At 43.3% G+C, this 16,000-nt stretch carries 29 protein-coding genes; 27 read left to right on the top strand and 2 right to left on the bottom strand.

From position 1 onward, the window contains the following. Positions 1-9: 9 nt before the first annotated feature. Positions 10-195 (top strand): hypothetical protein, encoded by a 186-nt coding sequence (locus ACX1DY_RS07675; protein ID WP_458963606.1) that lies wholly within the window; start codon positions 10-12, stop codon positions 193-195. Positions 196-200: 5 nt separating this feature from the next. Here the strand turns inward: ACX1DY_RS07675 and ACX1DY_RS07670 are convergent, their stop codons facing one another. Beyond that, complete coding sequence (locus ACX1DY_RS07670; protein WP_458963605.1) at positions 201-407, bottom strand: helix-turn-helix domain-containing protein; 207 nt, start codon at positions 405-407, stop codon at positions 201-203. 167 nt (positions 408-574) lie between these two features. Here ACX1DY_RS07670 and ACX1DY_RS07665 point away from each other — a divergent pair, with 167 nt between their 5' ends. The 8 genes from ACX1DY_RS07665 (at position 575) to ACX1DY_RS07630 (ending at position 4,683) form a co-directional block, all read left to right on the top strand. Further along, the gene (locus ACX1DY_RS07665; protein WP_458963604.1) at positions 575-748 is read left to right on the top strand and encodes a hypothetical protein; all 174 of its coding nucleotides are present in this window, start codon (positions 575-577) and stop codon (positions 746-748) included. Positions 749-811: 63 nt separating this feature from the next. Beyond that, entirely contained in the window at positions 812-1,489 is a 678-nt protein-coding gene (locus tag ACX1DY_RS07660; protein WP_458963603.1) for an HNH endonuclease, read from the top strand. Positions 1,490-1,498: 9 nt separating this feature from the next. Then, positions 1,499-2,092 (top strand): sigma-70 family RNA polymerase sigma factor, encoded by a 594-nt coding sequence (locus ACX1DY_RS07655; protein WP_458963602.1) that lies wholly within the window; start codon positions 1,499-1,501, stop codon positions 2,090-2,092. 52 nt (positions 2,093-2,144) lie between these two features. Continuing rightward, a complete protein-coding gene (locus ACX1DY_RS07650; protein WP_458963601.1) occupies positions 2,145-2,405 on the top strand; it encodes a LexA family protein in 261 nt (86 codons plus the stop codon). A 382-nt stretch (positions 2,406-2,787) separates the two neighbouring features. Next, a complete protein-coding gene (locus tag ACX1DY_RS07645) occupies positions 2,788-3,408 on the top strand; it encodes a hypothetical protein (RefSeq protein WP_458963600.1) in 621 nt (206 codons plus the stop codon). Next, the gene (locus ACX1DY_RS07640) at positions 3,405-3,842 is read left to right on the top strand and encodes an ASCH domain-containing protein (RefSeq protein WP_458963599.1); all 438 of its coding nucleotides are present in this window, start codon (positions 3,405-3,407) and stop codon (positions 3,840-3,842) included. The genes ACX1DY_RS07645 and ACX1DY_RS07640 overlap by 4 nt, the downstream gene beginning before the upstream one ends. Further along, positions 3,839-4,288, top strand: coding sequence for a hypothetical protein (locus ACX1DY_RS07635; protein ID WP_458963598.1), 450 nt, complete (start codon positions 3,839-3,841; stop codon positions 4,286-4,288). Before ACX1DY_RS07640 ends, ACX1DY_RS07635 begins: the two co-directional genes overlap by 4 nt. After that, positions 4,285-4,683, top strand: a complete 399-nt coding sequence (locus ACX1DY_RS07630; RefSeq protein WP_458963597.1) for a hypothetical protein — start codon at positions 4,285-4,287, stop codon at positions 4,681-4,683. The genes ACX1DY_RS07635 and ACX1DY_RS07630 overlap by 4 nt, the downstream gene beginning before the upstream one ends. A gap of 21 nt (positions 4,684-4,704) precedes the next feature. On the opposite strand, the gene ACX1DY_RS07625 is transcribed toward ACX1DY_RS07630, so the two are convergent. After that, the gene (locus ACX1DY_RS07625) at positions 4,705-4,902 is read right to left on the bottom strand and encodes a hypothetical protein (RefSeq protein ID WP_458963596.1); all 198 of its coding nucleotides are present in this window, start codon (positions 4,900-4,902) and stop codon (positions 4,705-4,707) included. Between the two features lie 111 nt (positions 4,903-5,013). Between ACX1DY_RS07625 and ACX1DY_RS07620 the strand changes: the two genes are divergently transcribed. From ACX1DY_RS07620 to ACX1DY_RS07535, 18 genes are all read left to right on the top strand, one after another. Next, a complete protein-coding gene (locus tag ACX1DY_RS07620) occupies positions 5,014-5,217 on the top strand; it encodes a hypothetical protein (protein ID WP_458963595.1) in 204 nt (67 codons plus the stop codon). Next, complete coding sequence (locus ACX1DY_RS07615; RefSeq protein ID WP_458963594.1) at positions 5,214-5,759, top strand: hypothetical protein; 546 nt, start codon at positions 5,214-5,216, stop codon at positions 5,757-5,759. The genes ACX1DY_RS07620 and ACX1DY_RS07615 overlap by 4 nt, the downstream gene beginning before the upstream one ends. 1 nt (position 5,760) lies before the next feature. Continuing rightward, the gene (locus ACX1DY_RS07610; protein ID WP_458963593.1) at positions 5,761-5,967 is read left to right on the top strand and encodes a hypothetical protein; all 207 of its coding nucleotides are present in this window, start codon (positions 5,761-5,763) and stop codon (positions 5,965-5,967) included. A 33-nt stretch (positions 5,968-6,000) separates the two neighbouring features. After that, on the top strand, positions 6,001-6,174 hold the full coding sequence (locus ACX1DY_RS07605) for a hypothetical protein (protein WP_458963592.1): 174 nt from the start codon (positions 6,001-6,003) through the stop codon (positions 6,172-6,174). Next, complete coding sequence (locus tag ACX1DY_RS07600; protein ID WP_458963591.1) at positions 6,171-6,530, top strand: BC1872 family protein; 360 nt, start codon at positions 6,171-6,173, stop codon at positions 6,528-6,530. The genes ACX1DY_RS07605 and ACX1DY_RS07600 overlap by 4 nt, the downstream gene beginning before the upstream one ends. A gap of 90 nt (positions 6,531-6,620) precedes the next feature. After that, complete coding sequence (locus ACX1DY_RS07595; protein ID WP_458963590.1) at positions 6,621-6,788, top strand: hypothetical protein; 168 nt, start codon at positions 6,621-6,623, stop codon at positions 6,786-6,788. A gap of 35 nt (positions 6,789-6,823) precedes the next feature. Then, positions 6,824-7,204, top strand: a complete 381-nt coding sequence (locus ACX1DY_RS07590) for a YopX family protein (protein WP_458963589.1) — start codon at positions 6,824-6,826, stop codon at positions 7,202-7,204. A 15-nt stretch (positions 7,205-7,219) separates the two neighbouring features. After that, positions 7,220-7,684, top strand: coding sequence for a hypothetical protein (locus ACX1DY_RS07585; RefSeq protein WP_458963588.1), 465 nt, complete (start codon positions 7,220-7,222; stop codon positions 7,682-7,684). Positions 7,685-8,098: 414 nt separating this feature from the next. After that, positions 8,099-8,257, top strand: coding sequence for a hypothetical protein (locus ACX1DY_RS07580; protein ID WP_458963587.1), 159 nt, complete (start codon positions 8,099-8,101; stop codon positions 8,255-8,257). 157 nt (positions 8,258-8,414) lie between these two features. Further along, positions 8,415-9,071, top strand: coding sequence for a hypothetical protein (locus ACX1DY_RS07575; RefSeq protein WP_458963586.1), 657 nt, complete (start codon positions 8,415-8,417; stop codon positions 9,069-9,071). 14 nt (positions 9,072-9,085) lie between these two features. Beyond that, positions 9,086-9,355 carry a hypothetical protein gene (locus ACX1DY_RS07570; RefSeq protein ID WP_458963585.1) on the top strand — a complete coding sequence of 90 codons (270 nt, stop codon included), beginning with the start codon at positions 9,086-9,088 and terminating at the stop codon, positions 9,353-9,355. A gap of 534 nt (positions 9,356-9,889) precedes the next feature. Then, complete coding sequence (locus tag ACX1DY_RS07565) at positions 9,890-10,288, top strand: hypothetical protein (protein WP_458963584.1); 399 nt, start codon at positions 9,890-9,892, stop codon at positions 10,286-10,288. A gap of 105 nt (positions 10,289-10,393) precedes the next feature. Next, entirely contained in the window at positions 10,394-10,954 is a 561-nt protein-coding gene (locus ACX1DY_RS07560) for a tyrosine-type recombinase/integrase (protein WP_458963583.1), read from the top strand. 261 nt (positions 10,955-11,215) lie between these two features. Next, a complete protein-coding gene (terS, locus tag ACX1DY_RS07555) occupies positions 11,216-11,956 on the top strand; it encodes a phage terminase small subunit (RefSeq protein ID WP_458963582.1) in 741 nt (246 codons plus the stop codon). Next, entirely contained in the window at positions 11,934-13,343 is a 1,410-nt protein-coding gene (locus ACX1DY_RS07550) for a terminase large subunit domain-containing protein (protein ID WP_458963581.1), read from the top strand. Before terS ends, ACX1DY_RS07550 begins: the two co-directional genes overlap by 23 nt. 88 nt (positions 13,344-13,431) lie before the next feature. Further along, a complete protein-coding gene (locus ACX1DY_RS07545) occupies positions 13,432-14,268 on the top strand; it encodes a DUF4145 domain-containing protein (protein WP_458963580.1) in 837 nt (278 codons plus the stop codon). 124 nt (positions 14,269-14,392) lie between these two features. Beyond that, the gene (locus ACX1DY_RS07540; protein WP_458963579.1) at positions 14,393-14,599 is read left to right on the top strand and encodes a hypothetical protein; all 207 of its coding nucleotides are present in this window, start codon (positions 14,393-14,395) and stop codon (positions 14,597-14,599) included. Positions 14,600-14,650: 51 nt separating this feature from the next. Next, positions 14,651-15,997, top strand: a complete 1,347-nt coding sequence (locus ACX1DY_RS07535; RefSeq protein ID WP_458963578.1) for a phage portal protein — start codon at positions 14,651-14,653, stop codon at positions 15,995-15,997. The last annotated feature ends 3 nt before the right edge of the window (positions 15,998-16,000 follow it).

Genomic DNA, 16,000 nt, shown 5'->3' with positions numbered 1-16,000 from the left:
GGAATAAACATGGAGGAACTAAAAAAGCTGAAGCTAGGCGAAACCGAGACAGTCAAAGGAGAATACGGAACTTATAAAAGATATTACCTATCTGAAGAAGAATTGCAGAAATATCGTGACATGCCCAAAGATACATTCTGGGATCATCACAGCAAACCACACGTTGCACCAGCAGGAAAAACAAAAGGAGCATAGAGGATTTATTCCTCTTGCTCCCTTAAAAACAACTTTTCAATTGGAACTCCTAATGCTTCTGAAATAGCAAATAAGTGATTTGCTTCATGTCGGGTATTTTTATCAAATCTGCTGATTGATCCCTGAGGTACACCGGACTTCTCAGATAATTGCATTTGAGTAAGACCAAGTTGCTTTAATAAAGGCATTAGGTTGGGCTTAACATTGCTCATAATATCACCTCTCGCATTGATTATACGATAGCGAATATTTTATAGCAAGATGTATTGACTCTATATTCGATATCGTATATTATTGAGTTACAGAAAAATATACGAAATGCGATAACGGATATCATGCCTCAAGGTAAATTTTCCTTAGGCAGAAAAGGAGCTAATTTATGACCAGTAAAAAACTTGATCTTGCAGAACTGGAGGATCAACCACAAGAAATCAGAGAAGCAATTGCCTTTTATGCAGCACATACCATATTGCCTATTCGTTTCACAGTAGCCGAGCGCGAACGTCATTATGAAGTCTTGGAACAGGCTGGATACTTGGAACGGATCTCCTGATTTCCGCAGCGGAACCGGATGATCCTAGAATTAAAATTGATACATAGGAGGTGTTAAAGAGCAATGGCTCATCAAACATTCTGGAAACCTGAAAAAACTGTCAAGGAAAAGAAAACCTACAATAGTTTGCGTTCAAACAAGCCTAAATCAGCCAAGAAGGAAGTTCCAGAATGGAAGAAAGATATCCTTGCTCATCACCAAAAAGGACAAAGTTCAAAAGACCGTTGCGATTTCCCAAGGGAAGTTCTCACCGAACTCATTGCTGAGGCAGGCGGGATATGTCAATGCTGTAAGTCAGCACCGGATACCACCACCCATCACATCCAGCCTCGCGGGCGGAAGGGAAGAGGCGTAAAAGCGAATGGTTTACGTTTATGCGCCATATGCCACGATAAAATCCAAACGAACGAAGAATTGCTTCAATATTGGATTTCATTACAAAGAGAAAAATACGGCGATTATTTTTGGTATGACGCACTGGATTGGGAGGAACACAATCGTAAACTAGCAATCCAGCAGCAAAGGGAACATGAGAAACAGGAACGCCAGAACCAAATTAAACCGGTTGTTGACCTACTTAGCACGGCGGCAGGCCGGAGTCTTAAGGCCAAGGAGTTGCGGTTGCTGCAGTCCTTTGAAGAAAAGGATATGGCAGTATTTGCAACGCTAATGGCGGATGTATTCGGCAGACCACTGGAAGAACCGAAGGTTTATAACTATGGTGAACACTTCGATGATTAAGGAGGAGCCATGAGAAAGATAGAAACCACAAGAATAAGAGATACCCACCCTCAGCTCGGTACAAAAGAAGAATGCTACAAGAAACACTATAAGATGGTCCATAAAGTGGCAAACAGATATCAACATCTTAGATTCTACGGCGTAGACATGGATGATCTAATTAGCGAGGGAACTATAGGATTACTCAACGCTTATGACCGTTTTGATCCAACAAAAACCAAAGCTCAAAAGTTTTCAACCTTCGCCTTCCCATATGTCAAAGGGTACATCTTGAGATATCTGGAAGGCGGAGTCCAACTGATCCATATCCCATATCACTCGGGGTTAAGACCAAAAACTATAACCCGAATAGATAGAAAAATAGAATCGAAAGATGGTTCCAAACTGGAGCTATCCGAAATGATTCCTATTCCAGAGGATGAAACTCAATTTGATGTTGATTGCTTCATCAGTTCTTTATCTCCAGGGGACCAGACAATAGTAACAATGCTAATGGATGGTTACACATATCGAACGATCGGAAAACAGATAGGTGTATCTGCGAACACGGTCAGGAAATACAAAAAGAGGATAGCGGGGAAGTATGCTCAGGTTGCTCAGTAATCGGTTTTCATAATTCGTATAACAACGGATTAAAGCGAAAGGAGAAGTGAGCATGAAAGCTATATCCCGAAAACAGCAAGCAATCATCGACTTTATTGATAAATACTCTTTTGAGTACCAATATCCACCCGCCATACGCGAGATTGCTGAAGCAATGGGTCATAAATCATTACAAACAACCCATGGTTATATTGAACGATTGGAAGAAAAGAAAATTTTGCGCTGGAATAGATTTCAGAAAAGAACAATAGTGCTCACTCGAAAAGGGATGGATCAGGTAACTAAGAAACCAATCACTATGGGGCTGTTATAGCCCCCAGGGAGGAAACAGACATCCCCTCCACCCATTAATCAGGGCATAGCCCTTATAAGGAGAGATAAACCTTGCCCGTGGTAAATCTGCTTGGCTGATTGTTATGTATCAAAGAACGCTCTAATGAGCGCCCTTTAAATCTCTATTTATGATTTTTACGATGCTCCTCACAGATAACAATCGCTTTTTGACCAGGGCGCAGTTTTACGACAATTACTTTTTTTCGGCTCGGGATCGACATAGTAGTTGCCTCCTTCTTGTTTGACATACGACAGATTATGATCCTCAAAACAATATGGAGTGGACGTAACTACTACGAATTAAATAATGGGGCGGGTTAACCACCATCTACCCTATACCCTATAAAGGAGGCATAACCAGTATGAACGAGACTCTCAATATTTATAAGATTTCATATCCAGACTACTTCGACGAATATCCGGATTATTCAGTCCTCAAAACTGCCAAATCTAGCGGAGCCGCCAAGTATGATGCATATCTGAGTTTCAGTGATAGCGACCCAGATATGACATTCTTCGACTATCTCAAAATCGTGAAGGTTCGCAAAATTGGGCAATCGGTGCCTGCGGCGAAAGAATCGCCTTTCCCGGCATCAGACCGAATCAACGTGGTGAACGAACTTATTAGAGAAATCGGCAGACGTGGGCGCAGGTTCCTTTATTCGGATAAACATGACCGATATGCGCAATTCTACTGGGCCGGTGGCTGGTTGTGGCTTACGGACGATTACACGGGCACACCATTAGTTATGCACGAATCATTCCCCGATAATCATTACCATTTCAGCCATGGAGGAACACTGTGGGGCCTTGTTTGCGACTTCCGGGATTATATCAATGGCGATGATGACGCCAACCACAACAACGGCTACGGCGGCCTGTACTGTCAACACTGGGGATACCCTGAAGAGGATATGCAAGCCATCCGGCAGGTAGCGGTGGAGCTGGGATATCTGAAACCAAGAGAGGCGGCGACGGCATGAAGGCCATTACGATATTACAGCCCTGGGCGACACTGATCGCCACCGGGGAAAAGAAGTTTGAAACTCGCAGTTGGCCCACAAAATATCGCGGCGAGTTGGCAATACACGCCGGAAAGAAAGTGGACCTGGACGCCTGCCGGGAGCCAGAGATCAGTGCAGCGCTTGCTCGGCATGGATACACAGCATATAACCTACCGACCGGGGCGGTTGTGGCAACTGCTCGTTTGGCCGATTGCCTGAAATCTGTAGACACCTGGACGGATGGGTATGAGCTTGAGGGGCGGCGGCTTATCTATTCTCCCGAATATGAATTTGGTGATTTCACTCCGGGGCGTTATGCCTGGGAACTGGCGGGCGTTAAGCAATTGCCGGAGCCGGTCCCGGCAAAAGGTAAACTGTCATTCTGGAATTGGGAAGGAGCACAGCAGTCATGAGTGAAGCAGGAAAAGTTTCCTTACCCATGACACCAGAACGGAAAGAAGAAATCAAAAGGGATTATGAGAATACAAAGAGTGCAATCAGAAATCACATTGTACCTGGACATATAAAGAGAATAGTGGTCAATACGGGCGAATTGCTGGCTGCTCTAGAAGAGGCAGAGCAACAACTGAAGGAAATGACAAATAACGCCGTGGGATGGAAAGAGCAATATATCGCTGAGTGGGCAAAAAGGTCAATGCTTGAACGAGAGTTAGCAGAGGCACAACAGACCATAGCCCGGAAACGCACCGTAATCAGGGAGGCCATGATTGAACTTAATGGAGCGCTAAACTTTACGGTTGCAGCGCCAAACGATGATACAAGAATACTGAAACGAATAATTGACCGGGCATTTATCGCTTTAAATAACGGTCTTGAGGAAGGGGAGACACAGCCATGACACAGGTACAGCTAACAGACCAGGAGCTTAACCGGGCGCTGGCGGAGTTGCTGGGGTACGCCAGCGAAAAACATGGTAATGGATACCGCCTCATATCACCTGATGGAACAAAAGTAACGAAGACCGCATGGGTAGATGAAGACTACGCATGGGATACTCGACATTTCTGCACTGACCCAACTGCCTCTCTAGAGGTACAGGCAAAGGCAATAGAAGTAAATGCAGATGAATATGTGCAAAATCTTGCAATCGTCAAATGGGGAGAACCAGACGAAGATGTGGAAGATACTGCTGTTTGGAACAAAACCATGCGATACTCGATTGCTGAATTGCTCACCGCCAGCCCTAGGGAGAGGGCCGAGGCGGCATATATCACGCTACAGGGGGCGAAATAAAAATAGAGCCGCAGAAGCGACTCAGTTCTCTTTCAAGCTTTCTGTAACCAATTCCACTTTTTTAGCAATATCGGCATTCTGTGGCAAGTTGGTAAACTCACGAAAAGCTTCTTGAAGCAGTATGCTCTTCTCTTTTTTACTAACAAATGACCATGTATTCAGCAAATCAATAAAATCATCATCAAATCTAAAACTACTGGTTGTCTTGGATTTCGCCATAAATATTGTTACACCTCCAGATTTAAATATTACATTAATAAAAATGACATGTAAACAGATCATTAAGGGAGTAGGAGTATCCCTCCTCTCCCACTAAGGGAGGAACAAACAATGCCAAAGTTCAGAATTTACGGAAGAGTAATTGCAACGAAATACATCGGAGAGTTTGAGGCAGAGTCAAAGGAACAAGCGGAAGAAATGGCGTGGAAAAGTGATGAGGCTTATGTATCTCTCTGTCATCAATGCTCAGGAGAAGCTGAGGACCCCGAGATTCATGAACTTGAAATCGAAGAGGTAGGGGAGGAAGCCCAATGACACAAACACCGTCGAGGGACTGGCAAAAGGATATGGAGATGTGCAAGGCAGCAACACAAGGTCCTTATGGATACGAATCATCCAGATTTGCCAGCTTATACGGTCCGTATGATGATTATTCGATTATAACTCCGTCAGGTGAATTCGGTGAGGCTGAAGCGAAACTTTGCTCGGAAGCTTATGAAGCCCTTCCCTACTGGCTCCAAGAAGCCAAGAAGTGGCGCGAACGCTATGAACAACGCCCAACATTTGAACTGCTGGAAGCAGCCCAATCCCTGTATGAGCATCATAACGCCCGTGCAGACGAAGCTGAGAAAGAAGTCCAGGTCTACAAACAATCCTACGAAGCCACGCTGAGATATTACGAAGCCGAGAAAGCCCGTGCAGACGCAGCAGAGGCCCGGGTGCAACGCCTGAAAGAGGAAATAGAGTACGAGATACAAGTGCTTGAGCTTCGTGGATCAAACGGACGGGCAAAGGATCTAAAAGAGCTTTTATCCACCCTATACCCAGATACCCCAGCACCCAAGGAGGGCGAATAGAATGGGATACGGAATCAAGATGTACCACAGGTACAGACCGGAATCCTTCATTGGAACTTTAAGATATAAACCTTCGCTTAACGACATTATTGAGATTGATGGGGAGTTTTACGAAGTATTAATAGTGCAGTCCAAGCCTAGAATCTGTTACGCAACGTATGCTTCAAACCTGGATATTTTCAGAGTTACTGGTGTCTATCCGGCGTAGTACAAAAATTGAGGTTGAGGAAGGAGATAACCAATGACACTCAAAAAAGGCGACTGGATTAAATTTCAGGCTGGCGGGGTTGGGCTGATCACTCGTATGGCAAAGGATAGAAGTTGGGCGGATGTTGATTGCGGACGTTGGTCGAAGAGAGTGCCTGATCCAGATAAGCACCTTAAACCACTAGCAGAACAGGAGGCTACCCAATGACACTCACAAGGGAAGAGATACTGAGTAAAACGCCGGGGCCGAAACTGGATGAACTGGTTTCACATGAGATTCTTGCTTATGACATCTATAGAGATTTCCCGGTAAACGCAATTTATACGGGTGATACTGCAACATCATTCAGAGTATTCCAGCCCTCCATATACATGAGCCATACCTGGGAAGTCGTAAATTATATTCAAACAGAATATTCGGTGATCGTTCAACGTGAAGGCGATGCAGTAAACGTAGACGGCATGTGGGAAGTGGAAATAAGTGGGTACCGTCCATCGGTAAAAGCACGGACAGCGCAGGAGGCCATCTGTAAGGCTGCTCTATTAGCAGTACTGAACTTATAACGGCCGTCAGGCCTCCGATTCGACCGCACTACTTAGCGACAGCGGAGGCCGAAACAGGCCTGTACTTAACTTATAAGGGGGCAGAGACACATGGAAAGACAACCATCAGTATTTATCGAACCGGCAACATTAGAGGACTATTTGGAATTTTGCAAGATGAAAGAAGAGGACGGGGAGAGATTTGTAACACTTCCCATCCACCAGATCAGTTCACTTATCACCGCTTATTTAAATCTATTGCGCAAGCAGGGCAAGTAATTTAGGGGGCAGAGACCCCAAAGGGAGAGGATAACATGCGTGATATTGAGTTTCGCGGCAAACGGATTGATAACGGAGAATGGGTGTACGGATCGTATCAGGTAGGAAAGGAAGGGCAGCCACACGTTATATCTTGGTGGTTTGTTCACCAGCATGAAGGAGATGTTTCGGATTGTGTTGATGTGGCAGAAGTAATTCCTGAAACGGTTGGTCAATACACCGGATTTAAGGACAAAAACGACAAGAAGATATTTGATGGGGATATCCTGCACTGGAACAGGGGATTCGATATGTATTCGGCAGTAGAGTACCAAGACGGATCTTTCTGGTCAGGAGAAACGCTGCTGGCTGATTCCCTGGAAGAAGTAGTGGTCGGGAATATCCATGATAACGCTGATTTAATAGCAGAGGTATAAGGGGGAGAAGAGGATATGAGCAACAAACAGATCGTGGTTAAGTGTATAAATGAATTTGTTGAATACTGCCAAGGAAAAGTTTCCTGCGAAGTTATGGAGGGCGAGGAACTTGTCGCGACCATTCATGAAGAAGCTGAAGAATATTTTGCTAAAGATTCAAAAGGCAGAGAAGTATTTGTGGGTGACCTAGATGAAAAGGGTGAGCTAATTCTGCAAGAAGCGTTTGAATTGGTCGTTTATCCACCATTCGGGAGCTACGCTGCCCATCAGCCTAACTATGAAGGGTTCAAAAAGCTCGGAAAACTGGACGATTACGTTTATCAGTCGCTGGCTCACATGGGGAATGCGTCACATCACTTATCCTGGGGACTTACTGTACTGGACCATACAGCCGTGCCAGCAGAGTTGAGAGAGGAAATTCGTCAGGCAGGCATAGTAATTCACAAACTGCAAGAGAAGCTTAGAGAGCACAAAAGGTAACTCCTTGGCCGTCAGGCCATCGAAATGCGACCGAAATACTCAGGCGGAGCCGGCGGCCGGATAGGTTTAGGGTTATCTGGCTCCCCATAAAGAAAGGAACAACAAACCATGCCAATACTTTTAATCATACTAGCCATATGGATTGCTGGAATAACAGGATTCTTCTGCGGCTACAAACAGGCTCAGGTTAATGCAGGGAGGAGCAAACACTAATGATCAATTAGATAAAGTATGACCCGGAGAATCCACCAGAACAAAGAAAGATGTATCTCATGAGTGAAGGTGGGGATATCGGACTTGGATATTTGGAAGATAACAAAGCATTCGGCCTGAGCTGGTGGGACGCTAACGACGGATTATGGAAAGGCATCACTCACTACGCCCATATCAACCTACCAGGGGAGGTAATCAAAGATGGAGACTAAACCAGGAGATATCTATTCAGCACAGATCATGACCATCAAAACCAAGAAAGGCATCCCAACAGTAATATCAATGGATGGCCGTATCTATAACCTACAATCATCATATCAACACAAGGAAGTGAAGAAGAATGCCGCAAAGCGACATTAGTGATTACACCTTAATCGACGAAGACTTTGAAGAATTTCAGCGCCGTGGTATGGAAGCCTACGGCATAACCGAAGCGCAATTATCCGTAGTAACTCCGTATGAAATCCACTCTATACTAATTGTAAATATGTAAGATAAACGCAAGGAGGTAATACCCATGATCGAGTTATTACCGGCACCAGAGAGTGACTTCAACCCCAAGGACGATATCGTAGAGATTTCACGTATCTACCAGGTACAGTTTTTTAACAATCCCGACCAAGAGGATATCCGTAAAACCATCTGGCTTCTGAATAATTACAGAACAATAAAGAGTTTGGTAGGAGACTATGAATTTGCTCTTAAGCGGAGGTTGGAAAACGGATTAACTGAATACGATATGGCCGGAGTGGAAGGGGCTGTAAAACGACTCAGTACAAACGACCACATTTCCAATCTACCTGCAAACGTCCTTATAGCCAAAGAGACACGACATCTCAACTATCTACTCTATAAACAAATAACAGAAGCCGTTGAACATGCCGCAAACAATGTAATCAACCCGCATGAAAATATGATCGTAAAGCTTTTGTTCACAGGAGAGAGAAAATATCGGTATAAAGACGCTGTTGAGTACATGCGTCACGGTATTAAGAAAGAAGTTTACGGGATCGAAGCAACAACCTTTGCAGAAAAACGCCGTAGAGTTATTGCTTCATTGGCAAACACATTACTGTTTAACGGCACATTGGACTATGTTACCATTGATTATGGACTTGGACGAAACAAAGAAGGTGAAATCGGACTTCGAATGATCAATAAATCTGATGTGTGATTGGAGGACGGAAAATGAATGAAGCAATTTTATATGATCTTCCTTCTGAAATAAGCAATGAATTAATTAAGATATCCAAAGCAAACCAGATAAATATCCGATATGTTCGACATTTTTATTTGATGACGGGTGAAATAGAAGAAACAAAAAGGGTTATTGATGCTATTTCCCATGTCATTGGCTGTGGAACAATTAGTGTTGAAGCAATTGAGAGTGTGTATCAAAGGTACATTATGGGTGAAAGGTCCAAAGAATCTCAACATGCTTTGGAAAAACTATTATGACCCTATATTACTAACTTAGCCGCGAAGGGTAGATACCTGGAGCGGTATTTTTTTGCCCAACAAAATAGTAAGGTGGAATTTCCGTAGCGTAGCAGCACAACTCCCAAAATATAATAAAGATACCGAGGCGAGAGCTTCCGTACTACTCCATATCTGGTTGCGGTAACTGTGACGGGACATCACACCGCAGCTCATACCCCTCACCTCCTGGGCAACCGTGATCTCAGCGGCTAAAGATATGGATCGGGAGCGTAAACCGGTTACGCAAATGAATACCGGACTAACCTATTTGAGACAGCGTACAGAGGGGAATACCCCGAAGCAGTAAAGGTGCGCATGAAGGCCCATTCCGGGCATGGCGGATTAGCGGTAGCCGCATATTATAAATTACCGCCTAATAATGTTGTTAATAATAGGCGGACTGGCGTACTCCTTATGAGAGTCTCACTAATCCGCCTTTTGATTCCTCATACGTTTGTATTTCGTTCAGCACAACTGTATATTTGATGCATAAAGGCGGAAAGGTTGTGCAGCATGGACGTAAAGCTTGAACTGGATAAAATAAGAAAATTTCTTGATAAAAAAGAAGAAATACTTGCCGTGCCAACCAAGGGCGGAGATTTTGCCACAATAAGTGGAGATGAAATAATTGATTTAAAGGTTCATAAAAATGGCGCGATCATTGCGGTCACAAACTTTGGCGAGTATTTTATTATTCCTTCGTACAATAATTTGGACGAGGTAACTGAATATTCGCCGTTCCCAGATTTCCTCAAACGTATTTCGGAACATGAATTAGCAAATATCCATCAAGTAAGTGATGTTGATTACGAAAATAAAAGGATTACATTAATCGGAGGAGGTCAAAAATCAGTTGACGAAAAATATTGGATGGATTTTATAGATAGTTATGAGAAGCGTTTGTTGCATTGACGCTTACTAAGAGTAGTGTTTAACAAAATATCATTACTTAGGAGCGCCTAATGAGGCGCTTTTTTATTTGCTCAGGAAAACTTTCCTTGAGAGGAGGAAGAGTTAATGAGGAAAGTTCAACCAATACGCGATGAGCGAGTCATAGAAGGAATGAAGGACTATTTTTATAATCGCAGCATGCGCAATTATTTATTCTTTTGTATGGGAATATACAGTGGACTGCGAGTATCTGACTTGCTTAAGCTTCAGGTTATGCAAACAAAGGGTACGCATATCAGCATGGTGGAGCAAAAAAACAAACATGCTAAGATGTTTATCATTCACCCTAGCATAAGATCGGATCTGGATGATTTCACAGTTGGCATGCATCAAAAGGATTACCTATTCGCCAGCCGTCAAATTAAAACGATTAGCCGTATGCGTAACCGTCCAATAGATCGTACAACAGCCTACCGAATCCTGAGTGATGCAGCTCGCGAATTCAAGCTGAAAGATATAGGGGTTCACTCTCTGAGAAAAACATGGGCATACAGGCTTTATATGGACAATCCAGAGAACCTAGCGTTACTAATGGATATGTTCGGACACAGCGATCCAAGGGAGACTTTGGACTATATTGGACTGACCCAGGACATGATGGACAAGGCAATCTTGAATTTAAGATAAATCGAGTGCAACATAAAGTGTCCTTTGCTGCACTCGACCTTATCACGAAGAAAATATTATATGAAGGAACTCATTTTTTTGTGGTTGAAACGAGTGCAACAGAATTACCTTTATGTTTCACTCATTTTACATTATTTAGTGGATAGACGACCGGAAGAGAGCCTTTCGATACGATGTAGGCTTATTTTTATTCGTAACGTTTGACCAAAACTGACTTTAAACGTGAAAACCGACTCAATTATATAAGGGGAGAGGATTTTTTTGAGCGGAAGACCTAATCCGAACAGGAAAAAAGCTTTCAAATTGTGGAAAGACAGCGGAGCGGAAATGAAGCCGAAAGATATCGCTGAAAAGTTAGGGGTTAGTCCTGAGTCAGTGCGAAAATGGAAATCTCTTGATCAGTGGGAACAAAAATTGAACAGCAAACCGGGAGCGCCGCGAGGCAACAAAAATGCAAAGGGAAATCGCGGAGGAAAAGGGGGACCGGCGGGAAATCAAAAGGCGGTAACGCATGGATTATTCCGTAAATTTGAGCCACAGGACCCTGAATACCTTGAAATTTTGGAAATGGCCCAAGAGATAGAACCGGTCGATATGATTTGGTACAACATCACAAAGGGATTCCAAAAAATCATATGGGCTCAGCGAATTTTCTTCATTCAAGATAAGGATGATATGACCAAGGAATTGAAGAAATCGAAACTGACCACGAACGACAAAATGGACATTGAAGAAACAGAATGGGAAATTCAATTCGCTTGGGACAAGTACGCAGCCGCAATTAAAGCGGAAGCAGTAATCATGCGTGAATTGAGAGGCGCGATCAAGCAGTTTCTTGCAATAGCAGACGAAGCTGATGAACGCCGGTTAAAACTCAATCAAATGCAGGCACAGGTAGATAAAACAAGGCTGGAGATCGAAGAACTAAATAACAGAGAAAAGGATCAACCGACAGAAATCAACGTGAGAAGGTGGACGAATGAGCCAAGCGTTAAACCTTGATCCCTTCGCCGGATGGACGCCACACGCTAAACAAATAGAAGTTATGGAGAGTGTTGCCCGTAATAACGTCCTCAATTGCGGACGGCGCGGCGGCAAGACGAATGTCGGAGCGCGTAAGTTCTTCGATAACATTCTGGCCGATATTGAACGTGGCAAGGGATTACCGTACAAGCCGCCTAAGAACCTCAAGAAGATGAAGAAGCCCAAGCCTAAGCTTGAATACTGGTGCGTGTCACCGACTTATGCGATGTCTGAAATACAGCAAGAAGAGCTATCCGATGTACTCCCTGAAGAAATGATTGAATCGTGGGACCTATCCAAGAACCGAGTCTGGTTAAAGGGATGGGTCCTTATTCAATTCAAATCAGCCGATAATCCTAAGTCGCTCGTTGGTAAAGGTCTTGATGGCGTGTGGCTGGACGAAGCAAGCAAGATGAAAGCCGAAACATGGACAGGTTACTTGTCTTATGCACTGGCTGATAAAGGCGGCTGGAGCGTATGGACGACCACGCCTGAAGGCATAAACTGGTTTGCGGATGATATTGTCCTAAGAGGCCAGTTCATTGATGCCGGTCTCGAAGAAGAGCAATATCTCAATGATCCAGAGTGGCGTAACTTCTACTGGACATCACTCGACAATCCTATCCCTGAGCTACAGCGAAACATTCAGCGAATGATTGAGACCTACCCTGAACGATATGTTGACCGTGAGATAAGGGCTAAATTCAACGTCTTCCACGGGCAGGTGTATGACGAATTCAAACGGACAACCCATGTTGTGGACATGCGATGCCTGGATGAAAGCATTCACTTGTACGAAGTGACCTATCCAGACGGCAGCACAAAGGATATTGCCTTCACTAGATTTATCGGAGGCATGGACCACGGTTGGAATGACCCGGCTGTCTTACTTGCCATAGGCTGCGTTGGTGAGGATTATTACATTGTTGAAGAAGCATATGCCCAACATGTTAATGTGCTCGTCGTGGACGATAACGGGGAATTAGAAGACTGTCTTGTTAAGCGTTATAAGGAAATGAATGATAGATATCGCTTTGATGAAATATGGGCTGACCCATCGGAGCCGGAATACATCAGCACGTATAAGAAGTATGATCTGCCTGTGAAAGAAGCTGATAACACCATTGGTCCAGGTATCCGTGAAGTATCTACACTTTACAAGGTAAAGGCCGGGACTGGTCGCCCTAATATATATGTAAATCGTGAGTGCAAGAACGAAATCAAGGAAACAGAGAACTACAAGTGGAAGGAAAAGGCAGGACAGCACACCGAAGAACCGGAGGATAAGAATAACCATACCCAGGATTCTAAACGATATGCGATATATAATGATCGCGAAGGGGATTCAGGGTTTGCGTTTGGATAAGTATCTGAAAAAAATAGCGCAAATATAATTGGGAAATAGTAGAATAAGGAAGATACAAGATAGTTAGTGATGTGGAGGGTTCAATAATATGATTAATGATATTGAAGAATTTAAAAACAAAGTAGTGACTTTTCATATAACAAAGATATATGAACCACCTGAGGGTGATGAACCTCTACGTGTTACTGTAAGTCAATTTCCAATGAAAGAAGAAATACATTGTTCCATGTGTGGGGATGCCAGGAAAAATGAAATACAGCCTTTGAGTTTGAACAATAATTTTAACGATAGATATTTTGAACAGTTACAAATTTCGTTAAGACAGAAGAAACAGTATTATCAACGAAGTTTCATTGAAACTGTATACACTATGCTGTTTCCGTCATTTTGGAAATGCCGTTGTCTTCAATGTGATTCAATTAGTTATATAGTGCTTTATAAAGGTCCCAGATCGTTTGAACTCCTAATACTTCCGAGTAGTGAAGGAGGAATAACGACTCCTAATACCCCGAAAAACGTTTCTTTCTATTTAGATCAAGCCAATAGAGCGCATATTATGGGTGCTAGTAGTGCTGCTATGGCAATGTATAGAACAGCAATTGAACAAATTTTGGTTGGAGAAGGATATACCGTAAGGATGTTAGGTCCAAAAATACAAAATTTGATAAAAGATATCGAAAACTCTACAGGACCGAAATGGGCCTCAGATATAGATGTCGACTTTTTGCAATACATCAAGAAGTTAGGGGATTCCGCAATCCATGCAAACGATGGAGATATAGATCGTCAAAAGAACTTAGATAATGAACTTATCATAAGCGTTAAAGAAGCAATCTCATTCCTTTTGTATGCAATTTACGAATCTGCTCACAAAAAGAAAACACTCCTCGAAGGCTTAAAATCAACATTGGAGAGTATGAGGTAATTACTCAAAGCCGTAGTAAAACCAAACCGATGACATGATATCTTTAATCCATAGAAATATGAACGAATACAGAAGGTCAGGTAAATTTTCCTGCCTTCTATTTTTATGTCTGGAGGTGAAAATTGTGAATGAAACTGCTGAGTTTGTTCAATTCGCTATCAGTCAATGGAGAGAGAAAAGAGATGCGGCGTTTCGCAAACACAATCTCGTTCTTGAAGAAGTGTACGCGAAGGGAGAATTTGAAAACCTTCCACCTGAATGTCTTATGGCGGTGTGTTACGTAGACGCGTTTGCATGCGTACAAGCGAAAATCCGTAGCAAAACTGAATAAATCAGATGTTACTCTTAATCCATAGAAGTCTGCAAGAAAGGAGGTAACTCAGTGGGCTTAAGACAGAGAATCATCAACTGGCTTGCGGCGGGGCGAACAAAGAATGAGCCAGAACGTCAAACAGAAGCTTATTCTCAGTCGTGGGGATGGTTTGGACAGAGAGGAAATAAACAGCCAGTAAGAAAACGAACGCCAGCGAATCTCAGGGCTTTGAGTGAGTCACCCATACCGCGCCGAGCAATCAACGTGATTAAAGACGGGATCACTAAGCTTAATTGGTCGGTGGCGGCTATAGATGAGAACGAAACTGAAAAGTATCGTGAAATCTGCAAGATCATCGAAAGGTCGCTGTTAAAACCAAACCCAGCGGACACCTTCCGTTCATGGCTTGAGCAGATTGTTGAGGATATGCTGGTATGCAGCGCTGGGAGTTCAGAGGTTCTTAAGGCGGGAGATCCACTAAGGCCGTTTCGAATGTATCCGGTAGATACATTTTCAATTGAATTATATCCGTATTGGGATGGAAAACCGGATTCATATCGTTTTGCACAGCGAGATAACGGAAATTATATTCATTTAACTTCCGCTGACCTCATGTACATTCGCATGAATCCCAGAACAAATACCCCGTTTGGTCTGGCTCCACTCGAAACGGTTTGGGAATCAGCGAACAACTTTATTGACTCTCACAAGTCAGCAGGGAATCAAACTAAGGGAACGTTTCTTCGAAAAATACTCAACCTTGGCAAAACCGCCGATTCAAAAGCCGTTTCTTCATTCCGCACGTTTTGGGATGATGAAGTTAGAGGCCAGGGAAAAATGCCAATTATTGGTGGAGAAAACCCGAGCGTATTAGACTTAGGGGCGACTGACGACAAAGCGTTATTTCTTGAATGGCAGCGATTCTTGATTGAAATTATCGCTATTTCGTTCGGTGTATCTCCTAAGAAGCTGGGGCAGACCAAAGATGTTAACCGAAATACGGCTGAAAGTGAAGATGAAGACACTGAAGCTACAGTACAATCCATAGCCGAGAACATTGTTGAGCATATCAACAATCATATCATTGACGGTATTTTTAAAATGGGTGGCATGATTGAATTCAAATTCTTATATGCCACGTCCTTGAAAGACCTTAAGACTCAAGCGGACATTGATGCAATATATCTGGATCGAAGAGTGACTACTCCAGATGAGGTCAGGGACAAGCAAGGCAAGAAAGCATTGCCTAACCAGCACGGAGAAGTGCTATTACAACCAAGTAAGATTTCGGTTGTTGATATAAATAAAACTCAAGAAGAGCTTGCAGAAGCTGAGAAGGTCAAGAACACTCCCCCAATACCGCTATCGCAAGAGGATGATCTGAATAAGGAAGACCCTAACACCGAGCAAACGTAACGG

It is taken from the genome of Paenibacillus sp. BAC0078, from assembly GCF_054483875.1.
Note: the sequence above shows the minus strand (reverse complement) of the source record. Positions and strands in the feature narration are given on the sequence as shown.